The sequence below is a fragment of the Streptomyces durocortorensis genome (assembly GCF_016901035.1).
Taxonomy (GTDB): domain Bacteria; phylum Actinomycetota; class Actinomycetes; order Streptomycetales; family Streptomycetaceae; genus Streptomyces; species Streptomyces durocortorensis.
In genome coordinates, this window is record NZ_JAFEUF010000002.1 from 18,625 (window position 1) to 35,287 (window position 16,663).

The window sequence follows — 16,663 nt, forward strand, 5'->3', positions numbered from 1 at the left end:
CCAACAGGATGAAGTCACGCAGCAGTTGACGACTTCTCTCTCTCCCTCGGAGGCATCCGGTGAACAGATCCGTCCGCACGCTCCTGGCATCCGCTCTGGTCCTCGGCATCGCAGGCGGGGCGGCCGGACCCGTCTCCGCCGTCGCCCCCGCCGACCGGGCTCCGGGCTCCCGCCTCACGGTGCCCGGGACGCCCCGGTACCAGGACGCTCCGGACGCCCGGGCCCTCAGCGCCGCGATCGCCGGACTCCCGCGCCAGGACGCCGTCTCGGCACTCGTCCGGGTCGGTGGCACCGGTGGGCCGTGGCACGGCAGTGGCGGTGTGCACGAACTGCCCTCGGGCCGGCCGGCTGATCCGGCGGGCCGCTTCCGCGCGGGATCGGTGACCAAGGTGTTCACGGCGGCCGCGGTGCTGCAACTGGCGGGCGAGCGGAAGCTGTCCCTGGACCGCACCGCCCGGCACTATCTGCCGGACCTGATCCCGGCCGCGTACGGGGAGGTGACCGTACGCCAGTTGCTCGACCACACCAGCGGCATCCCCGCGGCGGATCTGCCGGGCACGAACCTGGAGGAGTGGTACGCGCACCGCTTCGACGTCCACACGCCGCACGCCATGGTGGCCTCGGCGACATCGAAGAAGCGGGAGTTCGCGCCGGGCTCCAGCCAGCACTACCTCAACATCAACTACACGGTGCTGGGGCTGCTGATCGAGCGCGTCACCGGGCGCACGTACGCCCAGGAGGTCGCGGACCGGATCCTGTGCCCGCTCGGCCTGCGGTCCACGTACTTCCCCGGTGCCGACCCCGGGATCCGCGGCCCGCACAACCGCGGCTACCAGGCCTTCGCGACGGCGGGCGGGGGCGTCGAACTGCGGGATGTCACGGTGTGGGGTCCGACCGACGGGTGGGCGGCCGGGGACATCATCTCGACCACCGCCGATCTGGAGCGCTTCATCACCGCCCTGTTCGGCGGGCGGGTGGTGCGCGGGCCGCTGCTGGAGGAGATGTTCACGCTGCCCGACGCCTCGGTGCGCACCTACGGCTCCGGGGAACCGGCGCGGTTCAGCGCCGGCCTCTCCGTGCTCACCCTGGGCGGCCGCCAGGTGTGGGGCAAGAGCGGCGGCCGCTGGGGGTACAACACGGTGGTGGCGGCCACGCGCGACCTCTCCCGGACGCTGGTCCACAGCGTGGGCGCGACGGACGCGAAGGGGAAGGACACGAACGCCACGTCGATGGGCATCGTGGTCGCCGCCTTCGGCCCGCCGTCCACAGGGTGAGCCGGTCGCGCTCCTGAGCCAGCGGCCGCCGGGAGGGGCTCAGGGGGGCGCACCGAGAGGCTCAGGCGCTCGCCGGAACGGCCGGAGGGTTCGCGGCCGCCGCCTGTTCCAGCACCTCCAGGCGCTTGATCATGCGGCGGACGATCAGCAGCGGGATGACGCCGAAGACCCCGAACGACATGTCGATCACGGACCACCAGAACGGGATGCCGCGGATCGGGCCGCAGATCAGGGCGAGCGGGATGATCCCGGCGCAGGCGATCATGCCGAACTCGATGACCCAGATGTTGCGGACCGGGTCACGGTAGGGGCCGTAGAAGGCGACGGCGATGACCAGGTGGGCGAAGGCCAGCCAGTCGGTGCCGTACAGCATGAAGGGCTGCTCGCGCTCGATGGTGTCGAGCCCTTCCCTGACCCGGGTGATCCACTCCATCAGACCGGGGAAGTGCTCGGGGACCGGAGAGGCGGAGGCGCTCAGCAGGTCCTCCGTCCAGCGGAGTTCGGTGACGAGCGGGAAGGCTGTGAGACCGCTCAACACCAGACAGACGATGAAGAAGACCAACCACCTGCGTATACGCCGCGTGAGGGCGTGTCGCTCGCTCATGTCCGCAGCGTACGCCCGTGTTTACCGCCCCTTTACGGCACCCCTGTTAACGCTTCACAAGCCGACGATGCCGTTCCATTTCTTGGCGAAGTCCATCCGTTCCTCGGAGGTGATGTCGCGGGCGATGGCGAGCCGTTCGCGCATCGCGTCGTCGGGGAAGATCAGCGGATCCTCGGCGAGCGCGGCCGTCTCCCCGTCCTTGGCGGAGGCCAGGACGTCGCGGGCGGCGGGCACCGGGCAGACGTAGTTGACCCAGGCGGCGAGTTCGGCGGCGACCTCGGGTTCGTAGTAGTGGTCGACCAGGCGTTCCGCGTTGCGCTTGTGGCGGGCGAGGTTGGGGATCATCAGGGACTCGGCCCACAGCTCGGCACCCTCCTCGGGGACGACGAACTCGATGTCCGGGTTGTCGGCCTGGAGTTGGATCACGTCGCCGGAGTAGGCCTGGCAGGCGAGCACATCGCCGGTGGCGAGGTCCTTGATGTAGTCGTTGCCGGTGAAACGGCGGATGTGCTTCGAGCGGACCCGCTTCTCGACCTGTTCGCACATCGTGTGGAAGTCGTCGGCCGTCCAGCGGGTGATGTCGACGCCGTTGCCCTGCATGAGCAGCGCGAAGGACTCGTCGAGCCCGGAGAGCAGGGTGACCCGGCCGCGCAGGTCGTCCGCCCACAGGTCGCCCGTGGACCGGATCTCGCGGCCGAGCTTCTTGCGGTTGTACGCGATGCCGGTGATCCCGGACTGCCAGGGGACGCTGTGGCGGCGCCCCTCGTCGAAGGCGGGGGAACGCAGCAGCGGGTCCAGGTACTTGGCGACGTTGGGCTGCTTCGCCCGGTCCATCTCCTGGACCCAGCCGAGCCGGACGAAGCGGGCGGCCATCCAGTCGCTGATGACGATCAGGTCCCGGCCGGTCTGCTGGTGGTTCATCAGCGCCGGGCTGATCTTCCCGAAGAACTCGTCGTTGTCGTTGATCTCCTCGGTGTACGTGACCGAGATCCCGGTCCGCTTCGAGAAGGCGTCCAGCGTGGGCCGCTTCGACTCGTTGTCGTCGTCGGTGTCGATGTAGAGCGGCCAGTTGGCGAAGTGCAGGGTGTGGTCGGTGGCGGAACTGTCGTGTCCGGCGCGGTCCCCCGGCTCGACGAACGCCGCGGGCACCCCGCAGCCGGCCAGGGTGGCACCGGCCGCTCCCGCCCCGAAGGCGCGCAGCAGGGAACGGCGGGACATGGGGTTCTTCCTGATCGCTCGCACCCGCGCAGAATGCCGGTCGGCGGCCGCGCGGACAATGGACCAAGCGTCCAGCGGGGCGGCCCCGCCCCGCACACGTTGTCCAGACACGCAAACACACAGACACGGAAACACACAGAGACGCGTACGGCCCCGGGCCGGAGCCCGGGGCCGTACGACCGCGACGACGGTCCGAGGATCAGTCCTCGATGGACGTCATGACGTGCTTGATGCGGGTGTAGTCCTCGAAGCCGTACGCGGAGAGGTCCTTGCCGTAGCCGGACTTCTTGAACCCGCCGTGCGGCATCTCGGCGACCAGCGGGATGTGGGTGTTGATCCACACGCAGCCGAAGTCGAGGTTCTTGGACATGCGCATGGCGCGGGCGTGGTTCTGCGTCCAGACCGAGGAGGCGAGCGCGTACTCGACGCCGTTGGCGTACGAGACGGCCTGGTCCTCGTCGCTGAAGGACTGGACCGTGATGACGGGGCCGAAGACCTCGTTCTGGATGATCTCGTCGTCCTGCTTCAGGCCGGAGACGACGGTCGGGGCGTAGAAGTAGCCCTTGTCGCCGACCCGGTGGCCGCCCGCCTCGACCTTGGCGTGGGCGGGGAGCCTCTCGATGAAGCCGGTGACCTGCTTCAGCTGGTTGGCGTTGTTGAGCGGGCCGTACGCCACGTCCTCGTCGTCCGGCTGCCCGGTCTTCGTGTCGGCGGCGGCCTTGGCGAGCGCGGTGACGAACTCGTCGTGGATCGACTCGTGGACCAGGACGCGGGTCGCTGCCGTACAGTCCTGGCCCGCGTTGAAGAAGCCCGCCTCGGAGACGCCCGAGACCGTCTTGGCGATGTCGGCGTCCCCGAAGACCACGACGGGCGCCTTGCCGCCGAGCTCCAGGTGGACGCGCTTGACGTCCTTGGCGGCGGACTCGGCGACCTGCATGCCGGCCCGTACCGAACCGGTGATGGAGGCCATCGCCGGGGTCGGGTGCTCGACCATGGCGCGGCCGGTGTCCCGGTCCCCGCACAGGACGTTGAAGACGCCCTTGGGCAGGATCTGCCCGATGATCTCGGCCATGAGGACCGTCGAAGCCGGGGTGGTGTCGGACGGCTTGATGACGACCGTGTTGCCCGCGGCGAGCGCCGGGGCGAACTTCCATACGGCCATCATCATCGGGTAGTTCCACGGCGCGACCTGGGCGCAGACGCCGACCGGCTCACGGCGGATGATGGAGGTCAGGCCCTCCATGTACTCGCCGGCCGAGCGGCCTTCCAGCAGCCGGGCGGCGCCCGCGAAGAAGCGGATCTGGTCCACCATGGGCGGGATCTCTTCGCTGCGGGTGAGGCCCAGCGGCTTGCCGGTGTTCTCCGACTCGGCGGCGATCAGGTCCTCGGCCCGCTCCTCGAAGGCGTCCGCGATCTTGAGCAGAGCCTTCTGGCGCTCGGCGGGCGTGGTGTCGCGCCAGGCGGGGAAGGCCGCCGCTGCGGCCTCCATGGCGGCATCGACGTCGGCCTGGCCGGAGAGCGGCGAGGTTGCGTAGACCTCTTCCGTCACCGGGCTGACCACATCGATGGTCCGCCCGTCCGCGGCGTCCCGGAACTCTCCGTTGATGTAGTTGCGCAGACGGCGCACCTCGGTGGTCACAACCACCCCTCCTGTCGGCTGTCCGATGGGTGAGACATCCACCCTAATCGCTTGGGCGACGCTTTCGACATACCCAACCGCCCCCAACTTCGGATTCAGTCGCATCCAGGCACTCACTCAACGAATTTCATCGATCCGGGGTTGCGAGACAGACGAGGAGCGGTGCATGGTGGGTCTGTGGCCAGTCGCAGCGCAGACTCCAGGACAGGGAACGGATCACCGCCAGCGGTCGATGCCGTCTCCCTCGCAATCATCGAGCAGCTCCAGGAGGACGGACGGCGTCCGTACGCCGCGATCGGCAAGGCCGTCGGCCTCTCCGAAGCGGCTGTGCGCCAGCGCGTCCAGAAGCTGCTCGACCAGGGCGTGATGCAGATCGTCGCCGTCACGGACCCGCTCACCGTGGGATTCCGGCGCCAGGCGATGGTCGGCATCAACGTCGAGGGCGACCTCGACCCGGTGGCCGAAGCCCTGTCGGCCATGGCCGAGTGCGAGTACGTGGTCATGACCGCGGGCTCCTTCGACCTGATGGTGGAGATCGTCTGCGAGGACGACGACCACCTGCTGGAGACGATCAACAAACGCATCCGGACCCTTCCCGGCGTGCGCTCCACCGAGAGCTTTGTTTACCTCAAGCTCAAGAAGCAGACCTATATGTGGGGAACCCGATAGCCGTGAGCAAGGACCTCAGCCGAACCGCGTACGACCACCTGTGGATGCACTTCACCCGCATGTCGGACTACGAGAACGCGCCCGTTCCCACCATCGTGCGTGGCGAGGGAACGTACATCTTCGACGACAAGGGCAAGCGCTACCTGGACGGCCTCTCCGGCCTGTTCGTGGTCAACGCCGGTCACGGTCGTCACGAGCTCGCCGAGACGGCGTACAAGCAGGGCCAGGAGCTCGCCTTCTTCCCGGTGTGGTCCTACGCCCACCCGAAGGCCGTCGAGCTGGCCGAGCGGCTCGCCGACTACGCCCCGGGCGACCTCAACAAGGTCTTCTTCACCACCGGTGGCGGCGAGGCCGTCGAGACCGCCTGGAAGCTGGCCAAGCAGTACTTCAAGCTCAAGGGCCAGCCGACCAAGTACAAGGTCATCTCGCGGGCCGTCGCCTACCACGGCACCCCGCAGGGCGCGCTGTCCATCACCGGCCTGCCTGCGCTCAAGGCCCCCTTCGAGCCGCTGGTCCCCGGCGCGCACAAGGTGCCGAACACCAACATCTACCGCGCCCCGCTCTTCGGCGACGACCCGGAGGCCTTCGGCCGCTGGGCCGCCGACCAGATCGAGCAGGAGATCCTCTTCGAGGGCCCCGAGACCGTCGCGGCCGTCTTCCTGGAGCCCGTGCAGAACGCGGGCGGCTGCTTCCCGCCGCCGCCCGGCTACTTCCAGCGGGTCCGCGAGATCTGCGACAAGTACGACGTGCTGCTCGTCTCCGACGAGGTCATCTGCGCCTTCGGCCGGCTCGGCACGATCTTCGCCTGCGACAAGTTCGGCTACGTACCGGACATGATCACCTGCGCGAAGGGCATGACCTCGGGCTACTCCCCGATCGGCGCCTGCATCGTCTCGGACAAGATCGCGGAGCCGTTCTACGAGGGCGGCAACACCTTCCTGCACGGCTACACCTTCGGCGGCCACCCGGTCTCCGCCGCGGTGGGCCTCGCCAACCTCGACATCTTCGAGCGCGAGAACCTCACCCAGCACGTCCTCGACAACGAGAACGCCTTCCTGACCACGCTCCAGAAGCTGCACGACCTGCCGATCGTCGGCGACGTCCGCGGCAACGGGTACTTCTACGGCATCGAGCTGGTGAAGGACAAGGCGACCAAGGAGACGTTCACCGACGAGGAGACCGAGCGCGTCCTGTACGGCTTCCTCTCCAAGGCGCTGTTCGAGAACGGCCTCTACTGCCGGGCCGACGACCGAGGCGACCCGGTCATCCAGCTCGCCCCGCCGCTGATCTCCGACCAGTCCACGTTCGACGAGATCGAGGGCATCCTGCGGGCCGTCCTCACGGAGGCGTGGACGAAGCTCTGACCGCCACCAGGCCCCCCGGCCGATAGCCGCCCAGCGGTCATTTCATCGGTCCACGCGGCCCGGATACGCCCCTTCGAGTGAGAAGGGGCGTATCCCCCCCCCGTTCCGTGCTCCCGGACCGGTCCGACTATCTACGGTGCCCAGTGACCGATCGGCCGCGTCTTCGTTCCCCCGTACGGGGGAACGGGAAATCTGACCTGAACCGAGGTGTACGCCATGGTGGCCCCGCCGGACAACGACGTGATCTGGGCGCGTTCCCTGCACCACTCCCACAACGGATCGCCCGGTCTCGGCGGTGTCTCCCTCGGCGTCCGGGACGCCGAGATCCTCGCCGTGACCGGCCCGCGCGGCAGCGGGAAGACGACGCTGCTGCACTGCCTCTCGGGCCGGCTCGTGCCCCAGGAGGGCGAGGTCTGGTTCAACAGCGTCCCCGTCCACACCATGGCCCCCCGGGTCCGCGAACAGCTGCGCCGGGAGCGCTTCGGCTGGATCGCCGCCGACCCGGAGCTGGTCCCGGAGCTGACCGTCTGGGAGAACGCCGCGCTGCCCCTGCTGCTGCGCGGCGTCTCGCACCGGGCCGCCCGGAAGGCCGCCACCGAGTGGCTGGAGCGCCTGGACATCGCCGCCTTCGCCAAGAAGCGGCCGCACGCCCTGCTCCAGGCGCAGCGCCAGCGGATCTCCGTGGCCCGCGCCCTGTGCGGCGCGCCGACCGTGATCTTCGCGGACGAGCCCACCGCGACCCTGCACCGCGCGGACCGCGCCCAGGTGCTGCGCACCTTCACCACGGCGGCCCGCTCGCACGGCATCACCGTCGTGCTGGCCACCCATGACGCGGAGGTCGCGGCGCTCGCCGACCGGACCGTGCCCATGCTGGACGGCCGCTGCGTCGCCACCGTCACCCTGCCTTCGAAACCGGAAGCGGAGGGCCGCGCGGCGTGCTCGCTCTCCGTCTAGCCCGCGGTTCCCATCCCCTCGTCCTGGTCCGGCGGCTGCTGGTGGCCGCCGCGTCGGCCGGCGTCGGGTTCCTCCTCCTCTGCTCCCTCGGGTACGCCGCCGCGCATCCCGCGTCCGCCGGTTCGGTGCTGCGGCTGCTGTGGTGCTTCGTCCCGCTGGCCGCCACCGTGCAGTTCGCCGTGGCGGTGGCCCGGACCGACCCGAGCACCCGGCCCCGGCCGGGCCTCTCCTCGCTGGGCCTCGGCCCGGTCCGGCTCTCCGCGCTGGCCGCGGTCTCCACGGCCGTCTCCACCACGCTCGGCTCCATGGTGGCGCTGCTCTTCTTCCTGCATCTGCGCGGCGATCTGACCGGGATGCCGTTCGACGGGGGCGCGGCGGAGTTCCTCGGCGCGGGCACTCCGCTGCCGCTGGCCGCCGCCCTGATGCTGCTGGCGCTCGTGCCGGTGGCCGCGTCGACGGCGAGCGCCCTGGCCCTGCGGTCCCGGCCCGACCCGGCGCGGGACACCTTCGGCTCCGAGGAGCTGCCGGAGCCCGCACCGGCCCCGGCCGGGCTCCCCTGGGGCGTGGCGCTGACGGCGGCCGGACTCGCGGTCGAGGCGATCGCCTCACGGGGTGCGGCGGGGAACGCCTTCCCGCTGCCCGGACGGTACGACTCCACCCCGGTGGCGGTGCTGGTCGGGTGGACGCTGACCGCGGTCGGCCTGGCACTGGCCGGGCCGAGCCTGACCTACCTCTGCGGGCGGGTGTTGCAAGCGGTACGCCCCGGGGCCGTACGGCTGCTGGCGGGCCGGGTCCTGATGGACGAGGCGCAGCGGATCGGCCGCCCGCTCGGAATCGTCTGCGCCGTGCTGTCCGCGGGGATCGCCGCTTCGGCGCTGTACGGGGGCGACGAGCGCCCGTACGGTCCGCTCACCGCACTCGGCGCGGTCCTGGTCCTCGGCTGTACGACGGCGACGCTGCTGACCTCGGCGCTGGAGGCCAAGCACGCCCGCGCCCACACTGCGGAAGCGCTGCTGCGGATGGGCGCTCCGGCGGCCACGCTGCGCCGGGCGACGCTGCTGCGGGCAGGCGCGCTGCTGGCCCTGTTCGCCCCGCTGACCTGGGTGATCGCGCAGCTCGCGGCGCTTCCGCTGGCGTAAGGGGTGTCGTGCCGGTCAGGGGTGGCTGGCGAGGCGGTCCGCGAGCGCGTCGAAGAAGGCCTCCCAACCGTCCTCGGCCGCCGCGTACTGCTCGGGGGTGAGGTTCCCGCCGCGCTGCTGGAAGGCCAGTTCGGTCCGGCCGCCCCCGAGGTCGCTGAAGGTGACGGTCACCATCTCGCCCTCGGCGTCCTCGGGCGCGGAGCCGTCCTTCAGCGTGAAGACGAGCCCGTCGGGTTCGCTGACCTCGCGGTAGACCCCGTGGAAAGGCATCTCGACGCCCGGCATCACGATGACCAGGCGCCACGAGCCCCCGGGCCGTACGTCCATCGCCACCCGGTCCAGGGGGACGTCGGCCTCGCCCCCGTACCAGGCGGCGAAGTCCTCCGGTGACGTCCAGGCGGCGAAGACCCGCTGCTGCGGGGCGTCGAGGACGCGGGTGAGGTCGATGCCCTCGCGGGTGCCACCGGTCATGATCACGGTCCTTGTCGGAGTCGGCCTTCCCTGCCGGGCGGGGTCACGTCCGGCAGGTGTCCACCTCCAGCTTGCCCGGCCCGGCGGCCGCTTGTCGCGCTCAGCCGGGCCGGCAGGCCTGATCCGCCCGCCTGTCGCATTCAGCCGGGCCGCGAGGCTTCATCCGCCCGCCAGCACCACCGTCTCCGCCGCGTCGAAGCGGACACCCACGACCGCGCCCTCGTCCGGGGTGTCCCGCAGGGCGCATTCGGCCTCCAGCACCGGCGCGTTCTCGGGCAGCAGCCGTACGGTCACGTGGTTCCCCCGGAAGGTGCGGACGCCGACCGTGCAGCGCAGGCCGTCCTCGGGGGCGCCGATCCGGACCCCGGCGGGCCGGACCAGCAGATCGGCCTCGCCCTGCGGGGAGCCCTCGGGCACCGGGACCTTGCCCCAGGCGGTGGCGGCGGCCTGTCCGGTGACCGTGGCCGCGGTGACGTTGTCGAAGCCGAGGAAGCGGGCGACGAACGCAGAGGCGGGGCGCTGCCAGACGTCCAGCGGGCTGCCCTCCTGCGCGATCCGGCCGTCCCGCATCACGACGACCCGGTCGGCGAGCGCGAACGCCTCGCCCTGGTCGTGCGTCACGGCCAGCACGGTCGTCCCCAACTCCCGGAACAGCGTGCGGAGTTCCACGACGAGCCGTTCGCGCAGGCTCCGGTCGAGCTGGCCCAGCGGCTCGTCCAGCATCAGCAGCTTGGGGCGCGGGGCGAGGGCGCGGGCGAGGGCGACGCGCTGCTGTTCCCCGCCGGACAGGGCGGCGACAGCCCGGCGTTCCGCGCCCGGCAGACCGACCAGCTCCAGCAGTTCACGGACCCGGTCGCTCGTCTCGGCCCGTCCGGTGCCGTGCATCCGCAGCCCGAAGGCGACGTTGGAGCCGACGTCCCGGTGCGGGAAGAGCTGGTGGTCCTGGAACATCAGGCCGAGCCCGCGCCGGTGCACCGGGACGCCCGCCTGGTCCTGCCCGGCCAGCAGGACCCGGCCGCCGTCCATGGGCTGGAGCCCGGCGACGGCCCGCAGCAGGGTGGACTTCCCGCTGCCACTGGGCCCGAGGACGCAGACGATCCGGTGGTCGGCGACCTCCAGGTCGACCGCGTCGAGCACGGCCCGCTCCCCGAACCGTACGGTGGCGGCCTGCAAGCTCAGCATGTCGTTCAGAACTCCCCGGATCGGTCGGTGCGGATGCGCTCCAGGAGCAGCAGCGACACCGCGCACACCAGCATCAGAATCGTGCTCAGGGCCATCGCCTGCCCATAGTTGAGCTCCCCGGACCGGCCGAGCAGCCGGGCCACGGCGACCGGCAGAGTCGGGTTGTCGGGCCGGGCGATGAAGACCGTCGCGCCGAACTCCCCTAGGGAGACGGCGAAGGCGAAGCCCGCCGCGACCAGCACCGCCCGTCGCACCAGCGGCAGATCGACCTCCCGCCAGGCCCGCAGCGGGGATGCCCCGAGCACGGCGGCGGCCTCCCGCAGCCGGTCGTCGACGGCCCGCAGCACGGGCAGCATGGTCCGTACGACGAAGGGGACGCCGACCAGCGCCTGGGCCAGCGGGACCAGGATCCAGGAGGTCCGCAGGTCGAGCGGCGGCTTGTCCAGGGTGATCAGGAAGCCGAAGCCGACGGTCACGGCGGACACGCCGAGCGGCAGCATCAGCAGCGCGTCGAAGCCCCGGACCAGCCGCCCGGCCCGCCGGGTCAGGGCCGCCGCCGCGAGCCCGCCGATGACGAGGGCGATGAGCGTCGCGACGAGCGCGTACCGCAGGGAGTTGCCGACGGCCTCCAGCGGGGGCACCAGGAAGGTGGAGGAGCCGCCCGCCCCGACCGACTGGAGTGCCTCATAGTAGCCGAAGCCGTAGCCGCCGGCTCCGTCGAGGGAACGCTCCACCAGCACACCGAGCGGCAACAGGATCAGCAGCAGCGCGGTGAGCAGAACGCCACCGAGCAACGCCCACTGACCCGCGCCACGCGGCCTCCGCGAGGTCTGCGCCGGGTCGACCAGCTTCAGCGCCCGCTCCCGGCGGCGTACGGTCGCGGCGTGCACGGCGAGGATTCCGCCGACCGCGGCGAACTGCACGAGGGTCAGGACAGCGGCGGTGGGCAGGTCCAGCAGTTGCGCGGTCTGCCGGTAGACCTCCACCTCCAGGGTGGAGTACGCCGGTCCGCCGAGGATCTGTACGACGCCGAAGGAGGTGAACGTGAAGAGGAAGACCATCAGCGCGGCGGCGGCCACGGCCGGGGCGAGCGCGGGCAGCGTCACCCGGCGGAACGCGGCGAACCGCCCGGCCCCCAGCACTCGGGCGGCCTCCTCCTGGCGCAGGTCGAGCTGGGACCAGAGCCCGCCCACCGTCCGGACGACCACGGCGTAGTTGAAGAAGACGTGGGCCAGCAGGATCGCCCACACGGTGGTGTCGAGGCGGACGCCCCACAGCTCGTCGAGGAGCCCGCCGCGCCCGAGCAGCGCCAGGAACGCGGTGCCGACGACGACGGTGGGCAGCACGAACGGCACGGTGACGACCGCCCGGAGCACCTGTTTGCCCGGGAAGTCGAAGCGGGCGAAGACGTACGCCCCGGGCAGGGCGATCAGCAGGGTGAGCGCGGTCGAGGCGAGTGCCTGCCAGGTGGTGAACCAGAGGACGTCGAGGATGTCCGGGCGGGCCAGTACGTCGCCGATCCGCCCGAACTGCCAGTCGCCGCCCGCCTTGAGCCCGCGGCCGACGATCGCGGTCACGGGATAGGCGAAGAACAGCGCGAAGAACGCGACGGGCACGGCCATCAGGCCGAGCCGCACCGCGGCTCCGCGCCGCCCGGACCGCCGCCCGGACCGCCGCCCGGCCCCGCTGCCTGCGGCCCGGGCGGCCTCCTTCTTCGGCTCTACTTCAGGACCAGCGACTGCCACGACTGGATCCACTGCTCACGGTTGGCGGCGATCTTCTCGGGCGTGACGGTGGGAGGCGTGTCGACCTTCTCGCCGTGCTTCGTGAACAGCTCCGGCAGCTCGGCGTCCTTCACGACCGGGTTCACGAACATGTTGAGCGGCATGTCCTCCTGGAACGTCTTACTGATCATGAAGTCCAGCAGCGCCTTGCCGCCCGCCTCGTTCTTCGCCCCGGTCAGCAGCCCGGCGTACTCGGTCTGCCGGAAGCAGGTGCCGGTGGCGACCCCGGTGGGGGCCTCCTTCGGCTGCGGGTCGGCGTAGAGCACCTCGACGGGCGGGCTGGAGGCGTAGGAGACGACGAGCGGCCGGTCGGCCTTGGCCTTCTTGCCGCCGGCGGAGCCGGAGAACTCCTCGTTGTACGCCTGCTCCCAGCCGTCGACGACCTTGACGCCGTTGGCCTTGAGCTTCTTCCAGTACGCCTCGTAGCCGTCCTCGCCCTCGGCGGCGATGGTGCCGAGGAGGAAGCCGAGACCGGGCGAGGAACTGCCCGCGTTCTCCGTGACGAGGAGGTTCTTGTACGCGGGCTTCAGCAGGTCCGCGAAGGTCTTCGGCGGGGCGAGCTTCTTGTCGGCGAAGAACTTCTTGTCGTAGTTGACGCAGATGTCACCGGTGTCGACGGGCGTGACGCGGTGCTTCTCGTCCGTCTGCGTGTCCGGCGCGACGCGGTCCAGGCCCTTGGCCTCGTACGCGGTGAAGAGGCCGTTGTCGAGGGCGCGGGAGAGCAGGGTGTTGTCGACGCCGAAGAAGACGTCGCCGCGCGGGGAGCCCTTGGTGAGGATCTCCTGGTTGAGCGCGGCCCCGGCGTCGCCGCTCTTGAGGGTCTTGACCTTGTAGCCGGTCTCCTTCGTGAACGCTTTCAGCACGTCGTCCGAGACGTTGAAGGAGTCGTGGCTGACCAGGGTCACGGTCTTGGAGCCGCTGCCCTTGGACGCGCCGGAGCCGGCGGAGCCGTCGTCGCTGCCGCAGCCGGCGAGCACGGTGACGCCGAGCGCCGCGGCGAGCGCGGTCGCCGCGTACTTCGTGGTGGTGTTCATGTGATTCCTCCTGGAGGTGACCAGGAAGAGACGCGGCCCCGCCCGCTGTCCGGTGAACCGGAAGCGGGCAGGGCGCAACAGCTTGAGTAAGGTCCGAACTTCCTACCCGGAATGACCCGGGCGAGGTTCAGAGGGTCTGCGGCCAACCTGTCCTTGGTGCCGCACTCTCAGCGCTGTGGCGCTCCCCTGTCGGAATATGAAGTTGATTTCGCGCCCAGGCTACACCGGCGGTTTCCGGCCGCCCGGAGAGGCCTGTGAGTCCCGGGTCCTGTCGCCCTGGCGCTCGGAGGCCGCCCGCCCGGGAACCTCCTAGCGCTCGGAGGCCGCCAGCTGCCCGCAGGCCCCGTCGATCTCCTGACCGCGGGTGTCCCGGACGGTGACGGGCACGCCGTGGGCCGCGATGGCCTCGACGAACGCCTTCTCGTCCTCGGGCCGCGAGGCGGTCCACTTGGAGCCCGGCGTGGGGTTCAGCGGGATCAGGTTGACGTGCACCCGCTTGCCCTTGAGCAGCCGGCCGAGCAGGTCGCCGCGCCAGGCCTGGTCGTTGATGTCCCGGATGAGGGCGTACTCGATGGAGATCCGGCGGCCGGACTTCTCCGCGTACTCCCAGGCGGCGTCCAGCACCTCGCGTACGTTCCACCGGGTGTTGACGGGGACGAGGGTGTCGCGCAGCTCGTCGTCCGGGGCGTGCAGCGAGACGGCGAGGCGGCACTTGAAGCCCTCGTCGGCGAAGCGCAGCATGGCCGGGACGAGGCCCACGGTGGAGACGGTGATCCCGCGCTGCGAGAGGCCGAGACCGTCCGGCTCGGGGTCGGTGAGGCGGCGGATGGCGCCGACCACGCGGTTGTAGTTGGCGAGCGGCTCGCCCATGCCCATGAAGACGATGTTGGACAGCCGTGCGGGCCCACCGGGCACCTCGCCGTCGCGCAGGGCGCGCATGCCGTCGACGATCTGGTGCACGATCTCGGCGGTCGACAGGTTGCGGTCGAGGCCGGCCTGCCCGGTGGCGCAGAACGGGCAGTTCATCCCGCAGCCGGCCTGCGAGGAGATGCACATCGTGACGCGCTCCGGATAGCGCATCAGGACGGACTCGACGAGCGTCCCGTCGTGGAGCTTCCACAGGGTCTTACGGGTGGTGTCGTCGTCGCAGCTGATGTGCCGGATCACGGACATCAGCTCGGGGAACAGCGCCTCGGCGAGCTTCTCCCGGGACGCCGCCGGGATGTTGGTCCACTCGGCCGGGTCGTGCGCGTACCGCGCGAAGTAGTGCTGCGAGAGCTGCTGGGCGCGGAACGGCTTCTCACCGGTCGCGGCGACCGCTTCCTTGCGCTCGGCGGGCGTGAGGTCGGCGAGGTGCCGCGGGGGCTTCTTGGCTCCGCGGGGCGCGACGAAAGTGAGTTCTCCGGGCTTAGGCATGGTTCATCCAGTGTGGCAGACAGACGAGTGAGGGCCCGCCGCCCTGTGGACGACGGACCCTCACTCGTAGAACGTGCAGGTGGGGCAGGGTCCTGGATGCCGTGGCACGCGGGGACCAGGTCCCGGAGGGGACGTGGTGCGCAGGGACGAGGTCCCGGGGGGCCTGGCGCTCAGCTCGAGCCGACGAACAGCACGAGCAGCAGCCACACCACCGGTGCGGTCGGCAGGAGCGAGTCCAGCCGGTCCATGATGCCGCCGTGGCCGGGGAGCAGGGTGCCCATGTCCTTGATCCCGAGGTCCCGCTTGATCATGGACTCGCCCAGGTCGCCCAGGGTGGCGCTGGCCGCGACCGCGAGGCCGAGCAGCAGGCCCTGCCACCAGGCGCCGCCGTCGATCAGGAACTCCATGCAGAGCGCGCCGGCGACCATCGCGAAGGCGACCGCGCCGAGCAGGCCCTCGCGGGTCTTGCCGGGGCTGATGCGCGGGGCGAGCTTGTGCGTGCCGAAGCGCCAGCCGACCGCGTACGCGCCGGTGTCGCTGACCACCGTGAGGACGAGGAAGGTCAGGACCCGCCACGCTCCGTCGTCCGCCGTCAGCAGCAGGGCGACGAAGGTGGCCAGGAAGGGGACGTAGAACGCCGCGAACACCCCGGCGGTGACGTCCTTGAGATACCCCTCGGGCGGCTCGGTCATCCGCCAGACCAACACCGCGAGGGCGGTGAGGGCCATGGCGATCCAGGCGCCCTCGGGGCCCCGGGCGTACCCGGCGATGACCATCGCGGCTCCGCCGACGGCCAGCGGGATCAGGGGCGCCTTGATGCCCTTGCGCTCCTGGAGGCGGGAGGTGAGCTCCCAGAGACCGACGACGACGGCGACCGCTATGACGCCGATGAAGACGGCCTTCACGATGAACAAGGACGCGACGATGACGGCGCCGAGACCCACGCCGACCCCTATGGCGGCGCGCAGATCACGCCCCGCGCGCTTCTTCTGCGGCGGGGGCGGCAGCGGGGTGGACATGGGCTCCTGCGGCATCTCGTCACGGAACAGGGGGCCGCTGACGTGCGCGGCATCCCTGTCCCGGTCGTCGCGGCTCTCTGTTTCTCTACCTACGTCTCTACCTGCGTCGGGAACGTCCGGCACGTTGGGCATGGGCCGAGTCTGCTGGGCGCCATGCACATCGTGGGCAGGACCCGCCGGGGCAGCCCTCATCTCGGGCGTGCCCCAGTAACCGGCTCCTTGCGGGGCGCCCCAGGAAGAGTCGTTCATCAGACTTCGAGCAGCTCGGCTTCCTTGTGCTTGAGCAGCTCGTCCACCTGCGCGACGTACTTCGCGGTGGTGTCGTCGAGCTCCTTCTCGGCGCGGCGCACCTCGTCCTCGCCGGACTCCTTGTCCTTGACGAGCTTGTCGAGGGTCTCCTTGGCCTTGCGGCGGATGGAGCGGATCGAGATCTTGGAGTCCTCGGCCTTGGTCTTGGCGACCTTGATGTACTCCTTGCGGCGGTCCTGGGTGAGCTCGGGGAACGTCACCCGGATGATGTTGCCGTCGTTGCTCGGGTTGACGCCGAGGTCGGAGTCGCGGATCGCCTGCTCGATGTTGCGCAGCGCGGTCTTGTCGAACGGCGTCACGACGGCCATCCGCGCCTCGGGCACCGAGAACGAGGCCAGCTGGTTGATCGGGGTCAGCGCGCCGTAGTAGTCGGCGACGATCTTGTTGAACATCGCCGGGTGCGCACGGCCGGTACGGATCGCGGCGAAGTCCTCTTTCGCGACGACAACGGCCTTCTCCATCTTCTCCTCGGCCTCGAGGAGGATTTCTTCGATCACCACGTGCTCCTGCGTGTCTTGGGTGGGCCCGGCGTCGTCATCGCCGCGCCCTGCGGGTCCTGCGTCGCGTCCTCACCTGCACGGTGTCCG

At 70.6% G+C, this 16,663-nt stretch carries 15 protein-coding genes; 5 read left to right on the top strand and 10 right to left on the bottom strand.

Annotation, left to right across the window (positions count from 1 at the left end; genetic code table 11):
- Window positions 1-59 precede the first annotated feature (59 nt).
- A complete protein-coding gene (locus JS521_RS00640) occupies window positions 60-1,274 on the top strand; it encodes a serine hydrolase domain-containing protein (RefSeq protein WP_205080753.1) in 1,215 nt (404 codons plus the stop codon).
- Window positions 1,275-1,335: 61 nt separating this feature from the next.
- Here JS521_RS00640 and JS521_RS00645 read toward each other — a convergent pair whose 3' ends face one another.
- From JS521_RS00645 to JS521_RS00655, 3 genes are all read right to left on the bottom strand, one after another.
- Window positions 1,336-1,878 (bottom strand): hypothetical protein, encoded by a 543-nt coding sequence (locus tag JS521_RS00645; RefSeq protein ID WP_205080754.1) that lies wholly within the window; start codon window positions 1,876-1,878, stop codon window positions 1,336-1,338.
- Window positions 1,879-1,932: 54 nt separating this feature from the next.
- Window positions 1,933-3,096: a polyamine ABC transporter substrate-binding protein gene (locus tag JS521_RS00650; RefSeq protein ID WP_205080755.1), complete on the bottom strand. Its 1,164-nt coding sequence runs from the start codon at window positions 3,094-3,096 to the stop codon at window positions 1,933-1,935.
- 199 nt (window positions 3,097-3,295) lie between these two features.
- Complete coding sequence (locus JS521_RS00655) at window positions 3,296-4,735, bottom strand: gamma-aminobutyraldehyde dehydrogenase (protein WP_205080756.1); 1,440 nt, start codon at window positions 4,733-4,735, stop codon at window positions 3,296-3,298.
- A 177-nt stretch (window positions 4,736-4,912) separates the two neighbouring features.
- On the opposite strand from JS521_RS00655, the gene JS521_RS00660 reads away from it, so the two are divergent.
- The 4 genes from JS521_RS00660 to JS521_RS00675 all read left to right on the top strand — a co-directional run bounded on the left by JS521_RS00660 (window position 4,913) and on the right by JS521_RS00675 (window position 8,861).
- Window positions 4,913-5,404, top strand: coding sequence for an Lrp/AsnC family transcriptional regulator (locus tag JS521_RS00660; protein ID WP_012378816.1), 492 nt, complete (start codon window positions 4,913-4,915; stop codon window positions 5,402-5,404).
- Window positions 5,389-6,768 (top strand): aspartate aminotransferase family protein, encoded by a 1,380-nt coding sequence (locus JS521_RS00665; RefSeq protein ID WP_029182417.1) that lies wholly within the window; start codon window positions 5,389-5,391, stop codon window positions 6,766-6,768. The genes JS521_RS00660 and JS521_RS00665 overlap by 16 nt, the downstream gene beginning before the upstream one ends.
- 216 nt (window positions 6,769-6,984) lie before the next feature.
- The gene (locus JS521_RS00670; RefSeq protein WP_205080757.1) at window positions 6,985-7,722 is read left to right on the top strand and encodes an ABC transporter ATP-binding protein; all 738 of its coding nucleotides are present in this window, start codon (window positions 6,985-6,987) and stop codon (window positions 7,720-7,722) included.
- The gene (locus JS521_RS00675; protein WP_205080758.1) at window positions 7,704-8,861 is read left to right on the top strand and encodes a hypothetical protein; all 1,158 of its coding nucleotides are present in this window, start codon (window positions 7,704-7,706) and stop codon (window positions 8,859-8,861) included. Before JS521_RS00670 ends, JS521_RS00675 begins: the two co-directional genes overlap by 19 nt.
- Window positions 8,862-8,876: 15 nt before the next feature.
- Here JS521_RS00675 and JS521_RS00680 read toward each other — a convergent pair whose 3' ends face one another.
- From JS521_RS00680 to frr, 7 genes are all read right to left on the bottom strand, one after another.
- Window positions 8,877-9,332 (bottom strand): SRPBCC family protein, encoded by a 456-nt coding sequence (locus JS521_RS00680; protein WP_205080759.1) that lies wholly within the window; start codon window positions 9,330-9,332, stop codon window positions 8,877-8,879.
- Between the two features lie 159 nt (window positions 9,333-9,491).
- A complete protein-coding gene (locus JS521_RS00685; RefSeq protein WP_205080760.1) occupies window positions 9,492-10,514 on the bottom strand; it encodes an ABC transporter ATP-binding protein in 1,023 nt (340 codons plus the stop codon).
- 5 nt (window positions 10,515-10,519) lie between these two features.
- Window positions 10,520-12,136, bottom strand: coding sequence for an ABC transporter permease (locus JS521_RS00690; RefSeq protein WP_205080828.1), 1,617 nt, complete (start codon window positions 12,134-12,136; stop codon window positions 10,520-10,522).
- Between the two features lie 98 nt (window positions 12,137-12,234).
- Complete coding sequence (locus tag JS521_RS00695) at window positions 12,235-13,332, bottom strand: thiamine ABC transporter substrate-binding protein (protein WP_205080761.1); 1,098 nt, start codon at window positions 13,330-13,332, stop codon at window positions 12,235-12,237.
- Between the two features lie 309 nt (window positions 13,333-13,641).
- Window positions 13,642-14,748, bottom strand: a complete 1,107-nt coding sequence (rlmN, locus tag JS521_RS00700; protein ID WP_205080762.1) for a dual-specificity RNA methyltransferase RlmN — start codon at window positions 14,746-14,748, stop codon at window positions 13,642-13,644.
- Between the two features lie 170 nt (window positions 14,749-14,918).
- Window positions 14,919-16,016: a phosphatidate cytidylyltransferase gene (locus tag JS521_RS00705; protein WP_205080763.1), complete on the bottom strand. Its 1,098-nt coding sequence runs from the start codon at window positions 16,014-16,016 to the stop codon at window positions 14,919-14,921.
- Window positions 16,016-16,573, bottom strand: a complete 558-nt coding sequence (gene frr, locus JS521_RS00710) for a ribosome recycling factor (protein ID WP_018960718.1) — start codon at window positions 16,571-16,573, stop codon at window positions 16,016-16,018. Before frr ends, JS521_RS00705 begins: the two co-directional genes overlap by 1 nt.
- Window positions 16,574-16,663 lie beyond the last annotated feature (90 nt).